We start from the raw sequence: 21,917 nt of genomic DNA on the forward strand, positions 1-21,917 counted from the left end.
GGCCATGCCGACCCGGTCTTCGTCCACGTGGTCACCGTGCCGTCAGCATCAGTCAGGGTGAACGAGGTCGCGGACAGCTTGGTCAGCACACTGCCATCCGCCGAGGCGTCGCCCTTCCCGGTGAACGACACCGGGTAGCTCGTCGCCGACCCGACCAGCTGGTACTCGGTCACGGTCGCGTCCGGGTCAGTCAGGGTCACCACCCCGGTCGTGGCGGAGTTGTCGGTCAGCGCCGTGTCGGCGTGCCCGGACGACGGGCCGGCCAGGTCCGCCACCCAGCCCGGCCCGAACACCCCGGAGGCGCCCGAGGTGTTGCTCGAGGGGTTCTTGGTGGTCAGGGTGCGGCCCACGCTCAGGCCGTCGCCGGTGAACTGGGACACCGCCGCGTCGGTCTCGTCGATGCTCAGGTCGCCCGTGAGCAGATCCACCGAGCCTGGCCCGAGGTCGGTGGCGGCGTTCTGGATGGCCTCGTTGTAGGTGACGACCGGGCTCGGGGAGCACACCGGGCTCGGGTCGCTGGAGCTGGTGCCCAGGCACGCCTCGACTCGCACCGGCTCCTGGGTGGGCGCCAGCGTGGTCTTCAGGTCCCACGTGTAGGACGGCAGCACCCCACCGGAGGCCTGCTGCGGCCACGACCCCGGATGTGTCGTCGTCCCGGGCACCACCACGTTGCCGACCGGGATCGGGGCGAACCCGAGCGCCGGGTTGCTGTTCGTGCCCGTGACACTCGGGTTCAAGGTGGTGGAGTACCGGTAGGTCACCCACGGCCGGGTGCTCGGCCCGGCGGCGGAGATGAGGGTGTATTGCGCGGTCTGGTCCCCGTCGTTCGGGGAGGTCAGCGCCGCCTGGCCGACGTTGAAGCTGTAGGTGGCCGAGGTGGTGTTCCCCGCGTTGTCCTGCGCGGTCACCTTGAACGAGTGCGGCCCGTTCAGCAGCGGCGTCGCCGAGGTCACCGTGAAGCTTGTGGTCGTCGTCGGCACGCTCACCGCGTTGTTCGCGTCCAGCTGGTAGCTGTAGCTGGCGAGGTCGCTGCTGGTGTCGGACCAGGAGATCGTCCCCGTGTTCGCCGACGTCCACGCTCCCGCCGGCCACGTGCTCGAGGAGATGCTCGGGGTCGCCGGCGCCGTGGTGTCCACGCTGAACACGTACCAGGCGGTCCATGGTCCGGTGTCGGTGCCGTCGTCGCCGCGGACCCGCCACTCATACGTCGACCCGTTCGCCAGCGTCCCGGACGGCACCTTCCAGGTCCCTGGCGCGTTGCTGTTCACGTTCGCCACCGTCCCCGAGGTCACCTCGGTCGTCGGGGAGGGGTTGTTCCCGGCCCACACCTCGAAGTCCAGCGTCTCGAACCCGCCGTCCACGTCATGGGCGACCGCGCGCAGGTCCGGGGTCCCCGACCGGGTCAACGCCGGAGAGGCGCACGCCGTAGTGCACGAGTCGATCAGCAGCTGGTCCGGCACCAGCGGCGGGGTGTTGTAGGTGACCGACAGGGTCGGGTTGTTCGCGAACTTCTTCCACCCCGCCACATCGCTCTCGGTTGCCGTCGCCGAGCGCAGCTCGAACGGATACGTCGACTGCGACGCCGCCACATCCGCCGCCACCGCGCTGGTGACCGTGAAGTTCACGCTGCCCTGCGGGCAGTTCACGCTGTCGAACCCCTTCGCCACCGTCTGCGTGTCCAACGCCGACCCCACGCTCGCCTGGGTGTTCCACGTCGTCGTCGAGTCGAACCCGCTCACCGCGTACACCGCGACCGGGGAGGCGGTGCACGACGAGGAGTACGCCTCCAGCGTCTGCAACGTCGCCGACAGGATGTGCTTACCGGTGAGGTCCTGGGTGAACGCGAACAGCGACCGGTTCAGCTCCGTCCCATCCGGTGACCCCACCCGGGCGTACGCGGAGGAGTTGTAGAAGCTCGTGGTCGGGTTCGTCGACTGCACATACGTCCACGCCGACCGGGCGATCGTGGTGGACGGGTCCAGCGTCACCGGGTACACCGTCGACGGGTCCGTCAAGAACGCCTGGTCCGGCGCCAGCGTCAACGCCGGGGCACCCTTCGTCCCGCCGAGCCCCCACTCCAGCTCCCGGGAATGCTTCGCCTCACCGGACCTCGCGTCCGTCGTCGCGTCGTACGCCTGCCCGGCGGAGGCGTACACCACCACGTTGCCCTTCGCGTCCGCCAGGCTCACCCCGCCATGACCCTTCGTGGCGGTCAACCCCGTCAACGACACCGGCAACGCCAGCGACAACGCCGAGGCCGGCGCCGAGCGCAGCACCATGGACAGCTCGAACCCGGTCGAGGTCGCGGTCAGCACCAGGTCCCCGTCCGCGCCCGGCACCGCGCCCGCATACGTCGCCGTATCCCCGGACAGGGTCGGGGTCGGCAACGTCGACGGCCACGACACGCTCACCTTGCTCTTGCCCGGCCCGCCCAACGTGACCAGCGGACCGCTTCCACCGTCCGAGAACACCAGGTCCTGCGGCACCGCCGCCGGGACCACCCCCGCCTTGCCCGCCACCAGCGTCGTGTCGATCGCCTGCCACGACCCATCGCTGGCCTGCACCCGCACCGGCAACTGGTTGGTCTCCGTGGTCACCGTCCCGTCCGGGTTCGCGAACGTCTGCGACACCTCCGTGCGCTGCGAGGTGTCCTCCACCCGATGCTTCAACAACCGCGCCGCCAACGCCGCCGACACCCAGTCCGGGCGCTCATAGGTCTCCGGCGTCGACGCCGCGGCAGCCGCCTGAACCGTCCCTGTGTCAGCCGCCGGCGCCGCATGAGCAGCAGGCGCCCCGGCCATCGACACCACCACCGCCGCGGACACCACGGCGATCACCGGCAGCCGCAACCCCCCACGAACGAAGCGGCGACGAACGAGGACACCACGACCACGAGCAGCCACAGACCACTCCACGATCTCGGCTGCCGCCACCGACGCCAGCCCCCGGACGAGTGACCACGGGCACTGACGGTCCGCGATCACTCACTCAGCGTGTGCTGAACTTGGGGCCGAACGTAGAGTTCCTGTGCGTTCGCTGTCAATGATCTACGGGTGAACGTTCAGATCGGAGTTACCCGATGGCAACAGAACTTGCTGCGCACATGGTCCGCACGGCCTCGACGATGTTCGCGGCTCACGGCTATAGCGCGGTCTCGGTGAGAACCATCGCGAACGCTGTGCATGCGGATGTCGCTGCGATCTACTACTACTTCCGGTCCAAGGACGCCCTGCTCGCCGCAGTTCTCGCGCCCTACCTTGCTCAGCAAATCAGTGTCACCGAGACGGCGAACGCTGCCCCCAGAGCCCAGCGAGCTCGAACCCTGCTGACCGGCCTCGTCGACGCGCGCGTCACCCATCCGGAGGCAGCAGCCATAGTGAACGATCCGGCGATAAGGGACTTGCCCCGGCGTCGAGCCGAAATCGAGCACGTCAACTCTCAGGCGACCCACAGTTTGCTAATCACGACCACCGGCCGGGGGGCCAGGCAGCGCGTTGAACTCGCGCTGACGCTTGTGGCGCATGGGCCGGTGACGGCACGATCTCGTTCACACACGTTGGACGCGGCAGTACGGCTCATCGAGGTCGTCTAGAGACTCGCACCGCCCGGAAGCCGCGTCCGACCTTGACCTGACCCAGCGGGCGACGAGGCCCTGCAGGCGCTCGTCCACCTGGCTACCCAGGAGCTCGACGGACGGGATCCGCCCAGGGCCCTGTCACCTACCACCGCCGACTCACCGATCGGCCGGGTGATCACCGAAGCGAATCGGGCTTCCGCGGCGCGGGGCGCGGACCGCCGCTGATCCTGGGCCTTGTTGATGTGGGAACGTCGGTGGGAACGGACTGCACAGAAGTGGACGGCACCAGCTGTCATGGGGTGTCAGGGGGAACGGCCTCTGACCTGCGGAAACGTCACCCGGGATCATGGGGTGTCACCGTCTGGCAGGCTTGGGCCCTGACTCATAATCCGTCGGTCGTGGGTTCGAGCCCCACCCGTCCCATGGATGAGGGTTGACGACGACGAGTTCGGAACAGTCACAGGTCGCCATCTCGGTGACGACTCTGACCAAGCGGTTCGGCGATCGGGTGGCGTTCGAGGATGTCAGCCTCGAGGTGGGGCGAGGCGAGGTGTTCGGGTTCCTCGGCCCCAACGGGGCCGGGAAGACGACCATGGTGCGAACCCTCGGTGCCCTGATCGCTCCTACGTCGGGATCTGCGACCGTGGCCGGCCTCGCCCTGACAGAAGAGAACGCGGTCAGCATCCGGGACCGCATCGCGGTCATGCCTGAGACACCCGGGCTGTACCTGCGCCTGACCGTCGCCGAGAACCTCGAATGCTTCGCCGGGCTGTACGGGGTCCGCGACCCGCATGCCCGCATCGCCCACGTTCTCTCGGCGGTGGGCCTGACCGACCGAGCCGCCGAACCCTGCGGGAAGCTGTCGAAGGGTCTGCGCCAACGCGTGAGCCTCGCGCGGGTCATGCTCAACGACGCCGAGGTCGTGTTCCTGGACGAGCCGACCTCCGGCCTGGACCCCGAGGCCTCGCGGGAGGTGTACGAGATCATCCAGGGACTCGGTGACCGCGGGGTCACCGTCTTCCTGACCACCCATCGCCTGGACGAGGCCGAGCGCCTGTGTCATCGAGTCGCGTTGCTCAACACCACGTTGCGCGCCGTCGGTCGGCCCGACGAGCTCAGGGCCCGTCTGTTCGGGGCCGGGGTGGAGATCAGAACCCGGCTTCCCCTCGCTGACCCGGCCGGGGTGTTCGCCGGGCTGCCGGGGGTCGACGCGTGGGAGCAGCAGGGGCCGACCACGTACCTGCTGACGGTGAGCGACGCCTCGGCGTCAGCACCCGAAGCAGTCCGGGCGCTGGTCGCGGCCGGCGCCGACGTCTTGTCCCTGACCCAGTCACGCCACTCCCTGGAGGACGTGTACCTGAGCCTGATCAGCGGCGACACCGAGCAGGGCGAGCCGTGAGCGTCGATGCCGGGAGGATCCGTGCGATCTACCGCAAGGAGCTCCGTGAGTACCGCCGGACCAGCACGATCGTGGCCACGATGATGGCCCTGCCCGTCGGCGTGGCCACCTTCCCGTTGCTGTTCGTGCTCTCGATGCCCACCTCGGCCGCGCACACCCTCCAGGGCGATCCGCTCATCGTCCTGTTGGGGATCCCGGCCCTCGTGCCCACGACGATCGCCGCGTATGCCGTCGTCGGCGAGCGGACGCAGGGGTCCTTGGAACCGGTCCTGACCACGGCCATCCCCGGTGACGAGCTGCTGCTCGCCAAGGCACTGGCCGCGCTCCTGCCCTCACTCGTCGTCTCCTACGGAGTCTTCGCCCTGTTCGCGCTCATCACCACGGTGTTCGCCCACCCGGGCGTGGCGGCCGCCGTTCTGAGCTGGCAGGACGTGTCGGTGCAGATCCTGTTCACGCCGTTGCTGGCAGTCCTGACCATCTGGATCGGCATCGCCGTCTCGACCCGCACCACGGACGTCAGGGTGGCTCAACAACTGGCCGCCCTGGCCGGCCTCCCGATACTCCTCGTCTGCTACCTGGTCGCCTTCGACGTCATTCCCGCGTCGATCGCGGTCGCCGTCGTCCTGGCTGTGGTCCTCGTCGTCGCTGACCTTCTCGGCTGGCGGGTCGTCTCGGTGGCCTTCGACCGAGAACGACTGATCACCAGCACTCGCTGACCGCACGAGTCGGGGCCGATCTCCTACGGTGTGGCCGTGATCACCGCTGCGCACGTCCTGCTGTTCAGCTCCGACGCAGAGGCCGACCGGGCGTTCCTCCGTGACGTCCTGGGCTGGCCGTTCGAGCGCGCCGGCGGCCCGGGGGACGACTGGCTCATCTTCCGGCTGCCTCCCGCCGAGGTCGCCGTGCACCCCACCGAGGGCGAGCCCACCGCGCAGCTGCATCTCATGTGCGACGACCTGACGGCGACACTGGCCGAGCTGGCCGCCCACGGAGTCCGGCCGACCGCCGAGCCCCGGGACCTGGGCTGGGGGATCTTCACGACGATCCCGATGCCCAGCGGAGCAGAGCTGGGCCTGTACGAGCCGAGGCACCGCACGGCCCACCAGCTCTGAGCAGCGGGGGAGGACCTTCGGCTCTGCCGCGGCGGCGGGACGGGGTCCGAGGCTGGGAAAGGTTCGAGGCTTGGGGAAGGACCGCGAGGCGAGGAGTCGACCATGGCCCAGGTGCTCGTGGCGTACGCCACCAAGAACGGCTCCACCGAGCAGGTCGCGAGGGTCGTCGCGGGAGTGATGGGCGAGGCGGGGGCCCGGGTCGACGTACGCCCTGCCGGCGCGGTCAAGGAAACGCTCGAGCGCTACTCACTCGTCGTGCTGGGCGGAGCCCTCTACCGCGGCCGGTGGCACCGCGATGCCCGACGCTTCCTCCGCCGGCATCGTGGCGATCTCGTGCACCGCCGCGTGGCGGTCTTCGGGATGGGGCCGCGCGAGGACGACGGGGCGGCCTGGCAGCGTTCGCGCACCCAGCTGGACAACGCCTTGGCCAGGTACCCGACGCTGACGCCGACGTCCGTCGCCGTCTTCGGCGGGGTCGACCCCAAGGGGCGCAAGGGGGCGCGGCGCGACCTGCGGGACTGGGACGCGATCAGGGCATGGGCGTACGCGCTGCTCGCGACGAAGCCGACCGACCAGGGCCTGCTGCCGTAGCCTCGCGTCCGGCCCGGCGCGGCGGCATGAAGACGAGGACGACGGCGACCGCGACCACCATCACGCCACCGCTGATCGCGGCTGTCACGTGCATCGCGTGGATGAAGGCGTCGCTGGCCGCGTGCAGCAGCGCGAGCCCACGGTCGGGGAGCAGGGCGGCGAGTTTCGTAACAACGACTTGCGTGGCGCCGATGGACTCTCCGGCGGGTCGGCGTACCGGAGCGGGCAGCACCGACAGCGACGAGGTGATCTGAGAGCGGTACACCGTCGACAGGACCGACCCGAGCACGGCGACCCCCAGAGCTCCGCCGACCTGCCGGACGGTGCTGTTGACCGACGAGCCGGCGCCCGCGCGCTGGGGCGGCAGGCTCTCGAGGACCACGGTCGTCGCCGGCGCCATGGCCAGCCCGAACCCGACACCCAGCCCGAACAGGATCGTCTCGAGCACCCACACCGAGGTAGCCAGGTCGACGACGGTGAACGACCCGAACGACAAGCCGATGAGGGCCAGCCCCGACGCGCACACGGCCCGCGGCCCGAACCGTGCGGTCAGCACCGAGCTGAGCGGGGCGAACACTCCGATCCCCACGGCCAGCGGCAGCAGCATGCTGCCGGCCCGCAGCGGGCTGTACCCGCGGTCGAACTGCAGGTAGTACGTGCCGAAGAGCATGACCCCGAAGAGCGCGAACGCCACGAGCGTCAGGGCCGTGACCGCGGATGAGAACGACGGGTTGCGGAACCAGGTCATGTCCAGCGCCGCGTCCGGGTTGCGGCGCTCGATGAGCACGAACCAGGCGAGGACGGCGACTCCGGCGAGCATCGAGAGGAGGACACGGGGGCTGGTCCAGTCGGAGCTCTCCCCGGCGCGGATCAGCCCGTAGACGAGGAGCACGAGGCCGGCGACCGCGAGCAGCACGCCGCGTACGTCGAGGTCGCGCGGGTGGTCGTCGCGGGACTCCGGGACGAGGACGGCGATCCCGACCAGTCCCGCCGCCACGATCGGGACGTTGATGAGGAACACCGAGCCCCACCAGTAGCCCGCGTCGAGCAAGGCTCCGCCCACCAACGGGCCGATGCCCACCGCCAGCCCGCTGAAGCCCGCCCAGATCGCGATCGCGCGTCCTCGTTCGGCGCCGTCGAAGACGTTGGTGATGATGGCCAGCGTCGCAGGGAACACGGCGGCGGCACCGCAGCCCATGACCACGCGCATCGCGATGAGCCGGTCTGGCGTCGCGGCGTACGCCGACGCGAGCGAGCCGAGCCCGAACAGCAGCAAGCCCCAGAACAGGACCCTTCGCCGGCCGATGAGGTCGCCGGTGACGCCGTACGGGAAGAGCAGCGCGGCGAAGGCCAGGGTGTAGCCGTCGATGATCCATTCCTGCTGGCTCTGCGTGGCACCCAGCTCCTCCTGGATGCTCGGCAGAGCCACGTTGAGCACCGTGTTGTCCAGCGTCACGACGAGGATGCTCACCACGAGGACACCGAGGATCGCCCAGCGCCTCCGGTGGACCAGGCTGGAGGCGTCGCCAACGCCGGTCTCGGCGACGACCATGCCACCAGCGTGACCCGCCTGGCGGCTGGACCCCAGGGCCGAACGACCCGATCATGAGGGCGTCACCAGCCAGGTGACCTTGGTCTCTAGCCATCCGGGTGAGGGGTACGCACCGTTGGCGGTGGAAGACCCGGTCGTGGAGGTGATCGGTGATGTCCAGCTCCGCAGGTCTCTCGGCGCTTCCCGGCGCTCCCGCTCCTGACCACCACACGCTGCTGAGCCGTCGGCTGCGCCGCGTCGGACTCGTCGTGTTCTTCGCGTCCGTCGCGATCAACGCCCTCATCGGGATCGCCGCGCTGCTGGTTCCGCACCCCGGAGAGCACGTGGGCAAGGTCCTCGGCACCTCGGTCACGGTGACCGTGGCCGTGCTCGCGATCCTCGTGTGCGCGCCCGCCCTCGAACGGCGGGCCATGTGGCCGGTCCCGCTGGTCGCCGTGGTGTCCGTCCTCGTGACGTTCGCCCTGTTCCAGGTCGTCATCTGGAGCACCTTCGCCAGTGACTCCTGGGGGAACGCGCTGGGCACGGTCGCGGTGGTCGCCGTCGCAAGCGTGCTGCTCTGCGTCCTCGCCCTGGCCCGGCTCGCTCCCCGTTTCCGGGTCGTCATGCTGGCCACGACGGTGCTCACGCTCCTGGCCGCTGCGATGGTCATCGTCGCCATCTGGGTGCAGCCGAGCGGTACGCCCTTCGGCCGCCTCCTCGGCGTCGTCATGGTGCTGCTCGCCGCGGGCGTGGTGAGCATGCCGGTCCTGCACCGGATCAGCGCACCGGAGCTGCGTCAGGAGGCGCTCGCCGGGGTGGACGTGGGCTACTGCCCGTTCTGCGGCCACGGCATCGAGCCTCTCGAGGTCGGTGCGCACGGAACCTGCCCGGCCTGCCACCGGGAGTTCGCCGTCCAGGCCTGACCCAGACCGGCTGTTCGCCCGCCGGCTACGCGGGCGACACCTGGGCGGGCGCGCGGCGGAGGTCGCTCACGAGCCGAAGGCCGTACACCGTCGCCGCGGCCAAGGCGACCGGCGCGGCGCTCAGCCACTGCCCCGCTCCGGAGCCGCCCTGGGTCACCAGGGCGTCAACGCCCAGCGCGAGGGTCCAGACCCCAGCCGCGCCGAACAGGCACATGGCGATGGTGTCCACCACCGAGCCGGGCAGCAGGGCCCAGCGCCGGCGCCCGTCGGGTCGGCGGCGCAGGGCCCAGAAGAGCGCGAGCGCCACGGCACCGAGCAGACCCATTGCGATCCGGTACGTCACGACCTCGCCGGCCCAGTCCTCGATCGCGGCGGCCCGGCAGCTCGTCGCGTGCGGGCTGAGCGCGAGCCAGCGAGCGCAGTCGGCGGGGGCGAGCACCTGGTCGGGCCGTACCGCGGCCAGCGCGCCGTTGCCGCCGATGAGCCCGATGACCAGCGCGATGACCCCGCTGGCACCCACCGCGAGCGCCCCGACGGCTCCGAGCAGCAGCGCGGTCGCGAACACCTCCCGGACCAGCACGCGCAGCGGTACGCCCTGCCGGCGGGCCTCGGCACCCACGACCTCGTGCACCGGCCCGAAGCGGTCGACGGCGGCCCGCTCGGCCGCGGTGCGCTCCAGTCCGGCCGCCACCCCACGCTCGGTCTCGTCCCGCAGATGCTCCTCGGCCTCGGCGAGCAGGTGGCGGGCCTCGCGCGGCGGCAGCGCGCCCGCCTGCGCGAAGAGCTGGTCCAGGTAGGCCTCCAGCGGGGAGTCGCTCATGCCGGGCTCGCCGCGGGATTGTCGGCGAGGCCGATCGGGCGCAGCACGCGGTCGACCGCGGCGCGCAGCGCGTGCCAGTCACGGGTCTGCGCGCGCAGCGCCGTACGGCCGTCCGGGGTGATCCGGTAGACCCGCCGCCGGCGGCCCGAGACGGGCTGCCAGTCGCTGGCCAGCAGACCCTGGTCCTCGAGGCGGTGCAGCGCCGGGTAGACCGAGCCCTCGGCGAGGTCGAGGAAGCCCTCGCTGCGCTCGCGCAGGGTGGAGATCACCTCGTAGCCGTGCCCGGGGGAGTCGGCGAGCGCGCCGAGCAGCACCAGGTCGAGCTGGCCACGCAGCCGGTCGGTCGACATACCTCGATGGTCTAGGTAATGTCGGCCCGCGTCAAGGTCAGTCGCCGGCGAGGTCGCGGCGGGCGAACCCGATGCCCCCGACCACCATGGCCGCGGCGCCTAGGGCCAGCACGACGGCGTTGCGGCCCCAGTCCGGTGCGATCGCGGGGGCGGCGCTCATGTGGTGCAGGATCGACAGGTCGAGCAGCCAGTGGTTGGCGTTGACGACGCCGCCGATCAGCTCGACGAGGAAGGACCAGGCGACGACGCCGTACGCCGCCAGCGCGGTCCCCCTCGGCCAGAAGCCCATCGCCAGGGCTCCGACTCCCACGACGAGGACGCCCGGCGGCAGGACGTTGAGGGAAGCACCCAGCAGCGACGGCAGCCCCAGGCTGGAGTTCTGCAGCGCGGCCCCGATCCACGTGCCGAGGCCCGCGGCCAGCCCGACGGCTGCGACGAGCGCGAGCGCGATCGCCAGCCGCCCGGTGAACCACGCGGTCCGCGAGTACGGGCGCACCAGGATGTGGTCGAGTCGCCCGCTGGACTCCTCCGCCCGCGTCGCCCCGGCCTGGACGGCGGCCACCAGGGACACCATGGTCGCGATGATGAGGAAGGCCAGCCCGAGGTAGACCTTCGCGCTGGCCCCGGCCGCCCCCAGCTTCGAGACGATGCTGCTGATCGTCGAGTTCCCGGCGAGGGACTCACCAGCCGACTTCGCGATGCTGCCGAGCAGCAGCCCCCAGACGACCGCCCCGGCCGCCCAGGCGAGCGCCACCGGCCGGGTCAGCCGCACACCGAGGCGGGTCGGCCCGCCCAGCAGCGCCGTGCGCGCCCGGGCGTCCTGGCGGTCCGGCATCGTGGAGGCGCCGAGGTCACGGCGGCCGGCCAGCTCGACGGTGGCGACCACCGCCGCGGCGATGAGGGCGAGGATCGGCACGAGCGGCGCCACCTCGTCCCCGGCCAGCGGTCGCAGCTGCTCCACCCACCCGAGGGGGGTCAGCCAGCGAAGCCAGTCCAGGCCGACGCCGGAGTCGGCGACCATGCGCAGCCCGTACGCCACCCCGAGCACCGCCCCGCACCACGCCGCCGCCTGCCGACGTGTCGGCGCCAGCTGGCTGGCCAGTGCGCCGAGGGCGAGGAACATGGCCGCCGAGCAGACGAGGGACAGCGCCAGGAACAGCGCCGGCCCGGCCCCGACCCCGACCTTCGAGGAACGCCCGACCGCGACGGCGGCGACGGCGGGGATCGCCCAGAGCACGACGATGCCGATGCCGAGCCCGACGAGGGCCTGGGCCGCGGCGCGCCGGCGCGTGGTCCGTCCGGAGAGCAGGTGCTCCCATCGTCCGGCGTCCTCCTCGCCGCGCAGCAGCTTGGTGCCGAGGAGCAGCCCCCACACGGCACCGGCGATGCTCAGCACGCCGAGGGTGCGCCACGCGGTGAACCCGGCCACCGTGTCGATGGCGTGCGCGGGGCCGATGATCGCCGACACGGCCGGGTTGGAGCCCAGGGACTGCGCCAGCCGGTCGCGCTCGGCCTGCGTGGGATAGGCCGAGGCGTAGCCGAGGGCGGACGCGGCGACGTACAGCGCGAACACCGCCCCCCAGAGCAGTGCCGACCGGCCGGCCTGCCTGCTCGTCTGGACGCCCACCACCGCCCCGGGGCGCCGGGTGGTCGGCTGGACGACGGTCGCCGCGCTCATGGGGCGGTCCCGCCCTCGCCGTCGCCGTAGTGGGCGAGGAACAGCTCCTCGAGGGAGGGCTCCCGGCTCAGCAGCTCACGAACTCCCGCGTGAGCCAGGGTCTCCAGCAGCGGCTGGACCGGTCCGGTGACCTGGCAGCGGGCGGTCCGACCGCTCACCTCGACCTTGGTGACGCCGGGTACGGCCGACAGGTCCGGCACCGGCCCGTCGAAACTCGCCTCGACGGTGAGCGCCGCGAGATGGCGCAGCTCGGCGAGGGTGCCCTGGTCGACCAGCACCCCTCGGCGCAGGATCCCGACCCGGTCGCAGAGCGCCTCCACCTCGCTCAGGATGTGCGAGGACAGGAAGACGGTCTGTCCCCGCACGCGGGCCTCGGCGACGCAGCCGCGGAACACCTGCTCCATCAGCGGGTCCAGGCCGGCGGTCGGCTCGTCGAGCAGCAGCAGGTCGGCGCGCGTCATCAGGGCCGCGATGAGCACGACCTTCTGCCGGTTGCCCTTCGAATAGGCCCGGACCTTCTTGGACGGGTCGAGGTCGAAGCGCTCGATCAGCTCGGCGCGGTACGCCGGGTCGGCCGCGCCCTGGACCTTCCCGAGCAGGGTGAGGGTCTCGCTGCCGGTCAGCGACGGCCACAGGTTGGCCTCCCCGGGGACGTAGGCCACGCGGCGGTGCGCGTCCACCGTGTCGCGCAGCGCGTCCAGCCCGAAGATCTCGGCCCGCCCGGAGGTGGGCCGGATCAGCCCCAGCAGCAGCCGGATCGTGGTCGTCTTCCCCGCCCCGTTGGGCCCGAGGTAGCCGAACACCTCGCCAGGGGCGATCTCGAGGTCGAGGTCGGCGAGCGCCCGGACGCCGCCGAAGCTCTTGGACAGGCCCTCGGTACGGATCGCCGCGCTGCTCACCGTGACCTCCTGGCGGCCCTGACGGGCGGTTCTGAGTACGTGCCTGACGGGCGGTTCTGACTGCGTGAAGGTGCTGAAGATGGGCTTTGTGCCCTACCGTCATCCTGGCGTGCGGTTGGATCATCATGGTCTCGGGGGCGTTCGCCAGGTCCGGCACGCCCTGACCGACGTACTCGAACGCGATGGATTGGTCGATGTCCACACACGCGCACAGGCCCTCCACCGGGACCCGTCTCGGTGTCTGGATCAGTTGCGTGCTCGCCGGCGTGCTCGCCCTGGCGGCCGGGATCTACCTGGTCGTGACCCAAGGCAGGCAGCCTTGGCTGCTGGTGACCGTGATCGGCACGCCGATCGTCATCGGCCTGGTCGCGGCGGTGGCCACCCTCATCGTGACACCGGTACGCGCGCGGCAGCTGCGCCGCCAGGTCGAGGCCGAGCAGGCGCGCCAGCGTGAGGTGCTGGGCCGCGAGGTCCTGATCACCGACGCCGTCGCCCGCTTCTTCCACCCGGTGCCCGCCGCGCACGTGCCGTTGGGCAAGGGCGAGATCACCGCGTACAGCTCGGGCTACCTGGCCTTCGACAACGGGGCCGGCGGGTACTACCGCACCCAGGGCCTGGACGGCTGGCGCCAGGCGGCGGAGGGGGAGTTCGTGCTCGAGTGCTCCCCGCTCTACCAGATCAGCGTCTACACCAAGCACGCGCCGCAGTGGCGGGCCTGGCTGACCCAGTTCCACGGCGCCGACACCCGCACCGTGGTCATCGACCTCTCGGCGGGCGAACCGCACCCACAGCCGGCCGGCGTGGCCAACGGCCAGGCCGGCGCGGTGGCCGTCAACGGTCAGGCGGTCGCGCTGAACGGGCAGGCCGGCGCGCACCTTGCGGTGCCGCCTGCCGAGCCCATCCCCTCGACCGTCGCGGGGCCGCTCAGCCCGGAGGTCTGAGGGCGTCGGGCCGGGAGCGCCTCACGGCGCAGCGCCGCTCGAAGCGGCCAAGGTGGGACCCGGGGCTACCGCGGCCCGACGCCGCAGCGAGCCTAACGCGTCGTGGCCGCGACGGCTTCCCGCGTCCGGGTGTCGGGGCGGGTGGTGCGCTCAGACCAGGTGCCCCGCGCGGGCGGCTCTGGCGGCCGACTGAAGCGCCTCGCCGGTGGCGAGCAGCCGGACGGCGGAGAAGCCGGCCCGCTCGTCGTCCTCGTCGGCCAGCTCCGCGCGGCCGGCGGCGACCAGGCGACAGAACGCCGCCGCGCGGTCGAGCGCGACGTCGAGCTCGCCGCGGACCAGGCCGGCGAGAACGGTGTCCGCCAGCGCCGCGACCTCCTCGGGTCCGGGAGGTTCGGGTACGCCGGCGACCGCGGCGAGCACCGGCGCGTGGACGGCCCCGGCTGCGTAGAGGCGGGCGGCCTCCCTCGGGGCGGTGCGCACCCAGGCGCGGAGCGCGTACAGCCGCCACAGCGCCCCCGGCAGGCTGTCCGGCGCGGCCTGCGCCCACAGCGCCGCGAGCGCCTCGAGGCCGTGCTCCTCGGCGAGGCGTACCACGCGCTCCTCGTCGGGCGACCGGTCGCCGTCGCGCGTCCTGCCCACGACCGCGGCCGCCGTCGCGTGTGCGGCCTCGAGCCGCTGGCCGGGGTCGGCCTCGGACGTCTGGTCGGCCACCGTCGCCATCGCGGCCGGGCCGAAGAGGGCGGGTCGCCGGGGTCGCTCGGTCACGCCCCCATCCTCTCCTGCCGTGCCGGCGCCCGTCCGCAGCGTGCCCCGCTGGCGCGAGACGGCGCCGATGGGGCAGAATCCCACTGATGTCACTTCGATGACGCAGTGACGTTCGATGACGCAGTGACGTCCGTAGCACGGGACCAGGTTCGCGATCGGGGTCGGAGGGGAAGCCGAACCCCGGCGAACTGGAGGTCACCGTGACGACTCGTGGCGTGGTCTATGTCCACTCCGCACCGCCTGCGCTGTGCCCGCACGTCGAGTGGGCGATCGCGGGCGTGCTCGGCGTACCCGTGACCCTGGAGTGGACGGCGCAGCGGGCCGCGCGGGGCACCTACCGTGCGGAGCTGTCCTGGCAGGGCGCCCCCGGGACGGCAGCCGCGATCGCCTCCGCCCTGCGTGGGTGGCTGCACCTGCGCTTCGAGGTGACCGAGGAGCCCAGCACCGGCAACGAGGGCGCGCGGTTCAGCGGTACCCCGACGCTGGGGATCTTCCACGCCGTCACGGGCGTCCACGGTGACGTGATGATCCCCGAGGACCGCCTGCGGGCCACGGTCGAACGCTCGCGGCGGGAGGGGCTGGACCTCGCCGAGGAGGTCGACCGGCTGCTCGGCAAGCCGTGGGACGACGAGCTCGAGACCTTCCGCTGGGCTGGCGAGGGCGCCCCGGTCCGCTGGCTCCACCAGGTCGTCTGACTTCTGGATGAACGCGGCGTTCCTGCCGACCTATTGGAGCAAGGCCGCGTTCATTCCGGCAGGAGAGGGGGTCAGAGGGGGATGTTGCTGTGGTGGCCCCGGACGGCGGGGGCGACGGCGATGGCCGCCGCCACGGCTGAGCGCGTACGGCCGGGCTCGATGACCTCGTCCACCACACCCAGCGCGGTGGCCTTGTCGAGCCCGCCGGCGACCAGCTCGTGCTCGTCGGCCAGCTCCTGCTCGAACTGCGCGCGCAGCTCCTCCGGCACCTCGGCCAGCCGCCGGCGGTGCAGGATGCGCACGGCGGCGACCGACCCCATGACGGCCACCTTGGCGCCGTCCCACGCGAAGACCCGGGTCGCCCCGAGCGAGCGGGCATTCATCGCGATGTAGGCGCCGCCGTACGCCTTGCGCGTCACGACCGTCACGCGCGGTACCACGCACTCGGCGAACGCATGAAGCAGCTTCGCCCCGCGGCGGACGACGCCGTCCCACTCCTGGCCGACGCCGGGCAGGTAGCCAGGGACGTCCACGACGACCACGAGGGGGACGCCCAGCGCGTCGCACATCCGCACGAACCGCGCAGCCTTCTCCGCCGACGCCGAGTCGAGGCAGCCGCCCAGGCGCAGCGGGTTGTTCGCCACGACACCGACGCTGCGTCCGCCGAGGCGGCCGAGCGTCGTCGTGATGTTCGGCGCCCACTTCGCATGGAGCTCGACCCCGGTGCCCGGGTCGAGCAAGCCCTCGACCAGGGGGTGCACGTCGTAGGCGCGCTTCTGGGAGTCCGGCAGCAGGCCCCCCAGGTCGAGGTCCTCGACCGGGCCGATGCTGCCCTGCGACCCCAGGAGCACCGAGAGCTTGCGACCCTCGTCGAGGGCCGCGCGCTCGGTCTCGGCCACGACGTGGACGACCCCGGAGCGCCGGCCGTGCGGCTCGGGGCCGCCCAGGCGCAGCATGTCCACGTCCTCGCCGGTGACGGAGCGCACCACGTCGGGGCCGGTCACGAACACCCGACCCTCCGGGCCCATGATCACGATGTCGGTGAGGGCCGGTCCGTACGCGGCTCCGCCGGCGGCCGCGCCCAGCACGATCGAGATCTGGGGGATGATGCCGGACGCCCGGGTCATGATCGCGAAGACCTCGCCGACGGCGTGGAGCGAGCCCACCCCCTCGCGCAGGCGCGCCCCGCCGGAGTGCCAGAGGCCCACGACCGGCGCCCGGTCAGCGAGCGCGCGGGCGTACGCAGCCAGGATGACCTTGCAGCCGGCCGTGCCCATCGCGCCGCCTTGGACGGTCGGGTCGGAGCAGAAGGCCACGACCGGCACGCCCTCGACCCGGCCGGTCGCGGCGAGCATCCCGCTGTCGTCCTCCGCGGTGATCGCGGTGTAGGACCCCGGGTCGAAGAACGCGCTCATGCGTACCCGCGGGTGACGCGGGTCGAGCTCGACCTGTGGCTTGGTGTCGACGGTCACGAGTGCCTCCGGCGTTGGTGCGGGGACCGTCACCCGACGGCGGGCGGGGTCAGGAGATCGAGCGGAAGAGCAGGGCGACGTTGTGCCCGCCGAACCCGAAGGAGTTGTTGAGTGCGGCGATGTCGCCGGCGGGGAGGCGGCGGGGCTCCCCGGTCGCGACGTCGAGGCGGACCTCGTCGTCGGGGTCCTCGAGGTTGATCGTGGGCGGCGCCACGTGCTCGTGGAGCGCCTTGACCACGGCGAGGGACTCCACCGCGCCCGCGGCGCCGAGCAGGTGCCCGGTCATCGACTTCGTGGCCGAGACCACCACGTGCTCGGTGGCCGGGCCGAGCGCGGCCCGGATCGCGGCCGCCTCGGCGACGTCGCCCTGGGGGGTCGAGGTCGCGTGGGCGTTGACGTGGACGACGTCGTCGACGCTCGCACCGCCGTCGCGCAACGCGGCCTGCATGGCGCGGGCGGCGCCCGTGCCGACCGGGTCCGGCTGGGCGATGTGGTGTCCGTCCGAGGTCAGCCCGGCACCGGCGACCTCGGCGTAGATGCGGGCGCCCCGCGCGCGGGCGTAGGACTCCCGCTCCAGCACGAGGATCGCCGCGCCCTCACCGAACACGAAGCCGTCGCGGCCCTTGTCGTAGGGCCGCGACGCGCGCTGGGGCTCGTCGTTGCGCTTGGACAGCGCCATCATCGCCGCGAAGGCGGCGAGCGGCAGCGGGTGCAGGCAGGCCTCGGTACCGCCCGCGAGGACGACGTCGGCCCGCCCGGAGCGGATCATCGACAAGCCGTACGCCACGGCCTCGGCACCCGACGCGCAGGCGGAGACCGGCGCATGGACGCCCGCCCGGGCGGAGTACTCGAGCCCCACGTAGGCGGCCGGGCCGTTCGGCATGAGCATGGGGATGGCGTGCGGGGAGACCCGGCGTGGCCCGTTCTCGCGCAGCGCGTCCCATTGCCCCAGGAGGGTCAACGCCCCGCCGATGCCGCTCGCCACGACGGCCCCCAGGCGCAGCGGGTCCACGTCGGGGCGGCCGGCGTCGGCCCAGGCCTCGCGGGCCGCGATGAGGGCGAGCTGCTCGGTACGGTCGAGGCGACGCGCCTCCACCCGGTCCATCACCTCGGAGGGGTCGACGGCCACCCGCGCGGCGATCCGCGCGGGCAGCTCGTCGGCCCACGACTCCTCGATGAGGCTGACGCCGGAACGGCCGGCGAGCAGGCCCTCCCAGGTCGCGCTCGCGTCCCCGCCGACCGGGGTGGTCGCCCCCAGCCCGGTGACGACGACTCGCTCGTCAGTGCTCACTCGATGTCACCCGTCCTGTGATGAAGGCTCGTGGCTGACCGGCGAAGGGTCAGGCGGCCGAGCGCTGGATGTAGGCGACCGCGTCGCCGACCGTCTTGAGGTTCTTGACCTCGTCGTCGGGGATCTTCACGCCGAACTTCTCCTCGGCCGCCACGACGACCTCGACCATCGACAACGAGTCGATGTCCAGGTCGTCGGTGAAGGACTTGTCCAGCTGGACATCGGCGGCGGGCACGCCCGCGACCTCGTTGACGATCTCGGCGAGGCCGGCCAGGACCTCCTGCTCGGTGGCCATGCGTTCTCCTTCTCTGGCTGGAACACCGGCCGGGGCCCCGGCCGGTGAGTCTGGATGCTCCCTCAGGGCAGCACGACCACCTGGGCGGCGTAGGCCAACCCGGCGCCGAACCCGATGAACAGCGCCAGGTCACCGCTCTTCGCCTGTCCGGACTCGAGCAGCCGGCTGACGGCGAGCGGGATCGAGGCAGCGGAGGTGTTGCCGGTGTCGATGATGTCCTTGGCGACCACGACGTCCTCGGGCAGGTCGAGCTGGCGCACCATCGCGTCGATGATGCGCAGGTTGGCCTGGTGCGGGACGAAGACGTCGAGGTCGGATGCCTTCACGCCCGCGGCGTCCAGCGCGCGCTGGGCGACCTTGGGCATGTCGTAGACGGCCCACCGGAAGACCTGCTGCCCCTTCATGGACAGCGCCGGGAACCGGATCTCGGGGTTGTCCCGCAGGGCGTCCCACGACTCGGCCTGCTCGATGGCGTCGGCCTGGGAGCCGTCGCTGCCCCAGGCCACCGGGCCGATCAGGGGGACGTCGCTCGGGCCGATGACGGCGGCGCCGGCGCCGTCGGCGAAGATGAACGCCGACCCTCGGTCATAGGAGTCGGTGAGGTCGCTGAGGCGTTCCACGCCGATGACGAGGGCGTGCTCGGTGCTGCCGCTGGCGACCGCGTCGGCGGCGAGCTCGAGGCCGTAGCAGAACCCTGCGCAGGCGGCCGAGATGTCGAAGGCGGCGCTGCCGTTCGCGCCCAGGCGGTCGGCGATGATCGGAGCCGCGGCCGGCGTCTGGCGCAGGTACGTCACCGTGGCGACGACCACCAGCCCGATGCGGTCCGCGGTCAGGCCGGCGTTGGCCAGGGCCTTCTCGGCGGCCCAGGTCGCCATGTCGAGCACCGTCTCGCCGTCTCCCGCGACGCGTCGCTCGGCGATGCCGGACCGCTCCCGGATCCACTCGTCGCTGGAGTCGATCCGGTCCACGATCTCGGAGTTCGGGACCACCCGGGAGGGTCGGTACGCGCCGAAGCCCAGCAGTCGCGACGCTCGCGACGGGGAGCTCGGGCGCAGGCCCTGCTCGACGCTCACGCGGACACCGCCTGGGGGTGCAGACGAACGATCGGCTGGCCCGGTCCCACCGGGTCGCCGTCCTCGACCAGCCACTCGACGACCGTACCGCCGTGCGGGGCGATCACGGCGGCCTCGTCGCGAAGGCCGACGACCGACCCGACCTGGCTGCCGGGCTCGATGGCGGCACCGGTGTCACCCGCCGAGGCGGCCCGGCGGAACGTGCCCTTGCTCGGCGCCACGAGCAGGCGCCAGGTCGGGGCGTCGGCGACCGGACTCGGCGTCCCGTGCCGCGCCACCAGGTCGACCGCCGCGGGCAGGTCGTCGGGGGTCTTGAGGGCCAGGACCTCGACGCCGGGCAGCGCGCGCTTGGCCAGCCCGGCCAGCGTCCCCGCCGGGGGGATCTCGAGCAGGGCGGTCACCCCGAGGTCGGCCATGGTCTGCATGCACAGGTCCCAGCGCACCGGGTTGGCGACCTGGTTGACGATGCGGGCCAGGACGTCTCGGCCGTGGTGCACGACCGCGCCGTCGGCGTTGGAGATCAGCCGCGTCCGCGGGTCGTGGACCGTGACCGCGCGGGCGTACCCGGCGAGGACCGAGACCGCCGGCGCCATGTGCTCGGTGTGGAAGGCCCCGGCCACCTGCAGCGGACGAAGCCGGGCCCCGGCGGGCGGTTCGGCCGCCAGCGCGTCGAGCTGGTCCAAGGTGCCGGCGGCCACCAGCTGGCCCGCTCCGTTGTCGTTGGCCGCGGTCAGTCCGTGCTTGGAGATCGTGGCGAGCACCTCGTCGCGCTCCCCGCCGAGGACGGCAGTCATGCCGGTGGGAGTCGCCGCGGCGGCCGCGGCCATGGCCCGGCCACGCTCGCGCACGAGGACCATCGCCTGCTCGGCGCTCAGCACCCCGGACGCGGCCGCGGCGGTCAGCTCGCCGACGGAGTGGCCGGCGCCCGCTCCGATCTTGCCGTAGGCGTCGGAGGGGTGAGGGAAGACCGAGAGCAGCGTGACCAGGCCCGCTCCGACGAGGAGGGGCTGGGCGACGGCCGTGTCACGGATCTCCTCGGTGTCGGCCTGCGTCCCGTAGCGGACGAGGTCGAGGCCGGCGCACGCCGAGAGCCAGCGCAGCCGGTCCAGGACGCCGGGGAGCTCAAGCCAGGGGGAGAGGAAGCCGGGGGTCTGGGCGCCCTGCCCGGGCGCGACGACGACGAGCACCATCCAACGGTGCCGGAACCCGGGCGGGTGACCGGATGCCGATGGCCACCAACCTCCCGGAGCCGACTTTGGAGGAATCCTCCAAGGTCGGGTCGGCGGCGAGGTCAGGCCTGCGCGCCGTCCAGACGGCCCAGCGCCAGGGCGAGCCGGGTGACGAATGCGCCGCGCGCGGTGGTGGGGGAGACCCCGGTGAGCTCGCTGACCCGGCGCAGCCGGTACCGCACGGTGTTCGGGTGGACGTAGAGCAACCGGGCGGTGCCCTCCAGGGATCCGGCCTGCTCGAGGTACGCCGACACCGTCTCGGCCAGGTCCCCGCGGGCGGCCACCAGCGTGTCGTGGACCTCGGCGACCAGTCGTCGCCGCGCCTCCTGGTCACCGGCCAAGGCCCGCTCGGCGAGCAGGTCCTCGGCCAGGACCGGGCGGGGCGCGTCCGGCCAGGCCGCCACGGCGCGCGAGCCGGACAGCGCGGCCGAGGCGGAGCGGACCGCGCCGGCCAGGTCGGCCGCGACCGGCCCCACGACGACCGGGCCGGGCCCGAAGTGGGGGAGCAGCGCCCGCGCGCGGGCGAGCGGATCGTCCACCCGGCCGAGCACGACGACCAGCCGCTCGCCCTGCACCCCCACGACGACGTCGACATGGGCGTGGCGGGCGGCGCGGTGCAGGCCGTCCGCGACGTCCTCGGGGCTGGCTTGCGGCGCCTGGCCGACGACGACGCAGATGGCCGACGTCGCGGTCCAGCCCAGGCCTGCGGCCCGGGAGCGAACGCCCTCGTCCACCTCGCCCCGCAGCAGCGCGTCGACCACGAGCGCCTCGATCCGCGCGTCCCAGGCGCCGCGGGCCTCGGCTGCCTGCGCGTAGACGTCGGCGGCGGCGAAGGCCACCTCCCGGCTGTAGCGCAGCACAGCCTCGCGCAGCAGCGGGACCGACTCCGGCTCGGCCAACGCGTCGACCTGCTCCTCGACCACGTCGATGGTGGTCCGCACCAGCTCGACGGTCTGCTGCAGGGTGATCGCCCGCGCGAGCTCGCGCGGGGCCAGCCCGAAGACCTCGGCGGTGACGCCGAAGCCGTCGTCGGGGGAGCGCATCCAGGCCACGAAGGCGGCGATCCCGGCCTGCGCGATGAGCCCGACCCACGAGCGCTGCTCGGCCGTCATCGCGCGATACCACGGCAGCCGCTCCTCCATGCGGGTGATCGCATCGGTGGCCAGCGCCCCGCTGGAGCGCTCGAGGCGGCGCACCGTCTCCGCGGAGACGGCGACGGCGGGGGTGGCCATGCCGGGAAGAGTACGGCCGTGTGGCTGCCTCGTGGAGGCGGTCG

At 72.6% G+C, this 21,917-nt stretch carries 21 protein-coding genes; 8 read left to right on the plus strand and 13 right to left on the minus strand.

What is annotated here, in order from left to right:
- The coding region (locus VMI11_06345) for a hypothetical protein (protein ID HTY72031.1) at window positions 1–2,984 on the minus strand (2,984 nt) is incomplete at its 3' end.
- Window positions 2,985–3,103: 119 nt separating this feature from the next.
- Between VMI11_06345 and VMI11_06350 the strand changes: the two genes are divergently transcribed.
- The 5 genes from VMI11_06350 to VMI11_06370 all read left to right on the plus strand — a co-directional run bounded on the left by VMI11_06350 (window position 3,104) and on the right by VMI11_06370 (window position 6,679).
- A complete protein-coding gene (locus VMI11_06350; GenBank protein ID HTY72032.1) occupies window positions 3,104–3,592 on the plus strand; it encodes a helix-turn-helix domain-containing protein in 489 nt (162 codons plus the stop codon).
- 460 nt (window positions 3,593–4,052) lie between these two features.
- Window positions 4,053–4,976 carry an ABC transporter ATP-binding protein gene (locus tag VMI11_06355; protein ID HTY72033.1) on the plus strand — a complete coding sequence of 308 codons (924 nt, stop codon included), beginning with the start codon at window positions 4,053–4,055 and terminating at the stop codon, window positions 4,974–4,976.
- On the plus strand, window positions 4,973–5,692 hold the full coding sequence (locus VMI11_06360; GenBank protein ID HTY72034.1) for an ABC transporter permease subunit: 720 nt from the start codon (window positions 4,973–4,975) through the stop codon (window positions 5,690–5,692). The genes VMI11_06355 and VMI11_06360 overlap by 4 nt, the downstream gene beginning before the upstream one ends.
- A gap of 36 nt (window positions 5,693–5,728) precedes the next feature.
- Complete coding sequence (locus tag VMI11_06365; protein ID HTY72035.1) at window positions 5,729–6,088, plus strand: VOC family protein; 360 nt, start codon at window positions 5,729–5,731, stop codon at window positions 6,086–6,088.
- Window positions 6,089–6,190: 102 nt separating this feature from the next.
- Entirely contained in the window at window positions 6,191–6,679 is a 489-nt protein-coding gene (locus tag VMI11_06370; GenBank protein ID HTY72036.1) for a flavodoxin domain-containing protein, read from the plus strand.
- On the opposite strand, the gene VMI11_06375 is transcribed toward VMI11_06370, so the two are convergent.
- Window positions 6,618–8,231 carry a DHA2 family efflux MFS transporter permease subunit gene (locus VMI11_06375; GenBank protein ID HTY72037.1) on the minus strand — a complete coding sequence of 538 codons (1,614 nt, stop codon included), beginning with the start codon at window positions 8,229–8,231 and terminating at the stop codon, window positions 6,618–6,620. The genes VMI11_06370 and VMI11_06375 overlap by 62 nt on opposite strands.
- Before the next feature lie 152 nt (window positions 8,232–8,383).
- On the opposite strand from VMI11_06375, the gene VMI11_06380 reads away from it, so the two are divergent.
- Window positions 8,384–9,133 (plus strand): hypothetical protein, encoded by a 750-nt coding sequence (locus tag VMI11_06380; protein HTY72038.1) that lies wholly within the window; start codon window positions 8,384–8,386, stop codon window positions 9,131–9,133.
- A 25-nt stretch (window positions 9,134–9,158) separates the two neighbouring features.
- On the opposite strand, the gene VMI11_06385 is transcribed toward VMI11_06380, so the two are convergent.
- Genes VMI11_06385 through VMI11_06400 form a run of 4 tightly spaced genes read right to left on the minus strand, consistent with a single transcriptional unit; the run spans window position 9,159 to window position 12,880 of the window.
- A complete protein-coding gene (locus VMI11_06385) occupies window positions 9,159–9,953 on the minus strand; it encodes a permease prefix domain 1-containing protein (protein HTY72039.1) in 795 nt (264 codons plus the stop codon).
- Window positions 9,950–10,303 (minus strand): helix-turn-helix transcriptional regulator, encoded by a 354-nt coding sequence (locus VMI11_06390; GenBank protein ID HTY72040.1) that lies wholly within the window; start codon window positions 10,301–10,303, stop codon window positions 9,950–9,952. Before VMI11_06390 ends, VMI11_06385 begins: the two co-directional genes overlap by 4 nt.
- A 37-nt stretch (window positions 10,304–10,340) precedes the next feature.
- Complete coding sequence (locus tag VMI11_06395; protein HTY72041.1) at window positions 10,341–11,981, minus strand: ABC transporter permease subunit; 1,641 nt, start codon at window positions 11,979–11,981, stop codon at window positions 10,341–10,343.
- The gene (locus VMI11_06400) at window positions 11,978–12,880 is read right to left on the minus strand and encodes an ABC transporter ATP-binding protein (GenBank protein HTY72042.1); all 903 of its coding nucleotides are present in this window, start codon (window positions 12,878–12,880) and stop codon (window positions 11,978–11,980) included. The genes VMI11_06395 and VMI11_06400 overlap by 4 nt, the downstream gene beginning before the upstream one ends.
- A 194-nt stretch (window positions 12,881–13,074) precedes the next feature.
- On the opposite strand from VMI11_06400, the gene VMI11_06405 reads away from it, so the two are divergent.
- Window positions 13,075–13,821, plus strand: a complete 747-nt coding sequence (locus VMI11_06405; GenBank protein HTY72043.1) for a hypothetical protein — start codon at window positions 13,075–13,077, stop codon at window positions 13,819–13,821.
- A 150-nt stretch (window positions 13,822–13,971) separates the two neighbouring features.
- On the opposite strand, the gene VMI11_06410 is transcribed toward VMI11_06405, so the two are convergent.
- Window positions 13,972–14,586, minus strand: coding sequence for a hypothetical protein (locus VMI11_06410; GenBank protein ID HTY72044.1), 615 nt, complete (start codon window positions 14,584–14,586; stop codon window positions 13,972–13,974).
- 200 nt (window positions 14,587–14,786) lie between these two features.
- On the opposite strand from VMI11_06410, the gene VMI11_06415 reads away from it, so the two are divergent.
- Window positions 14,787–15,281 (plus strand): DUF3145 domain-containing protein, encoded by a 495-nt coding sequence (locus VMI11_06415; GenBank protein HTY72045.1) that lies wholly within the window; start codon window positions 14,787–14,789, stop codon window positions 15,279–15,281.
- A gap of 71 nt (window positions 15,282–15,352) precedes the next feature.
- On the opposite strand, the gene VMI11_06420 is transcribed toward VMI11_06415, so the two are convergent.
- The 6 genes from VMI11_06420 to VMI11_06445 form a co-directional block, all read right to left on the minus strand.
- Window positions 15,353–16,696 carry a carboxyl transferase domain-containing protein gene (locus VMI11_06420; protein ID HTY72046.1) on the minus strand — a complete coding sequence of 448 codons (1,344 nt, stop codon included), beginning with the start codon at window positions 16,694–16,696 and terminating at the stop codon, window positions 15,353–15,355.
- Window positions 16,697–16,802: 106 nt separating this feature from the next.
- Entirely contained in the window at window positions 16,803–18,044 is a 1,242-nt protein-coding gene (gene fabF, locus VMI11_06425; GenBank protein ID HTY72047.1) for a beta-ketoacyl-ACP synthase II, read from the minus strand.
- A gap of 49 nt (window positions 18,045–18,093) precedes the next feature.
- On the minus strand, window positions 18,094–18,339 hold the full coding sequence (locus tag VMI11_06430; protein HTY72048.1) for an acyl carrier protein: 246 nt from the start codon (window positions 18,337–18,339) through the stop codon (window positions 18,094–18,096).
- Between the two features lie 62 nt (window positions 18,340–18,401).
- Complete coding sequence (locus VMI11_06435; protein ID HTY72049.1) at window positions 18,402–19,412, minus strand: beta-ketoacyl-ACP synthase III; 1,011 nt, start codon at window positions 19,410–19,412, stop codon at window positions 18,402–18,404.
- Window positions 19,409–20,599 carry an acyltransferase domain-containing protein gene (locus tag VMI11_06440; GenBank protein HTY72050.1) on the minus strand — a complete coding sequence of 397 codons (1,191 nt, stop codon included), beginning with the start codon at window positions 20,597–20,599 and terminating at the stop codon, window positions 19,409–19,411. The genes VMI11_06435 and VMI11_06440 overlap by 4 nt, the downstream gene beginning before the upstream one ends.
- 104 nt (window positions 20,600–20,703) lie before the next feature.
- Window positions 20,704–21,873, minus strand: a complete 1,170-nt coding sequence (locus VMI11_06445; protein ID HTY72051.1) for a helix-turn-helix domain-containing protein — start codon at window positions 21,871–21,873, stop codon at window positions 20,704–20,706.
- Between the last annotated feature and the right edge of the window lie 44 nt (window positions 21,874–21,917).

The organism is Actinomycetes bacterium (assembly GCA_035506535.1).
Taxonomy (GTDB): domain Bacteria; phylum Actinomycetota; class Actinomycetes; order DATJPE01; family DATJPE01; genus DATJPE01.

Excerpts from the sequence above, each read along its gene's own strand:
- VMI11_06445 (HTY72051.1), bottom strand. The coding sequence starts at position 21,873 with ATGGCCACCCCCGCCGTCGCCGTCTCCGCGGAGACGGTGCGCCGCCTC.
- VMI11_06430 (HTY72048.1), bottom strand. The coding sequence starts at position 18,339 with ATGGCCACCGAGCAGGAGGTCCTGGCCGGCCTCGCCGAGATCGTCAAC.
- VMI11_06405 (HTY72043.1), top strand. The coding sequence starts at position 13,075 with ATGTCCACACACGCGCACAGGCCCTCCACCGGGACCCGTCTCGGTGTC.
- VMI11_06350 (HTY72032.1), top strand. The coding sequence starts at position 3,104 with ATGGTCCGCACGGCCTCGACGATGTTCGCGGCTCACGGCTATAGCGCG.
- VMI11_06395 (HTY72041.1), bottom strand. The coding sequence starts at position 11,981 with ATGAGCGCGGCGACCGTCGTCCAGCCGACCACCCGGCGCCCCGGGGCG.
- VMI11_06375 (HTY72037.1), bottom strand. The coding sequence starts at position 8,231 with ATGGTCGTCGCCGAGACCGGCGTTGGCGACGCCTCCAGCCTGGTCCAC.
- VMI11_06385 (HTY72039.1), bottom strand. The coding sequence starts at position 9,953 with ATGAGCGACTCCCCGCTGGAGGCCTACCTGGACCAGCTCTTCGCGCAG.
- VMI11_06380 (HTY72038.1), top strand. The coding sequence starts at position 8,384 with ATGTCCAGCTCCGCAGGTCTCTCGGCGCTTCCCGGCGCTCCCGCTCCT.
- VMI11_06390 (HTY72040.1), bottom strand. The coding sequence starts at position 10,303 with ATGTCGACCGACCGGCTGCGTGGCCAGCTCGACCTGGTGCTGCTCGGC.
- VMI11_06370 (HTY72036.1), top strand. The coding sequence starts at position 6,191 with ATGGCCCAGGTGCTCGTGGCGTACGCCACCAAGAACGGCTCCACCGAG.
- VMI11_06420 (HTY72046.1), bottom strand. The coding sequence starts at position 16,696 with ATGAGCGCGTTCTTCGACCCGGGGTCCTACACCGCGATCACCGCGGAG.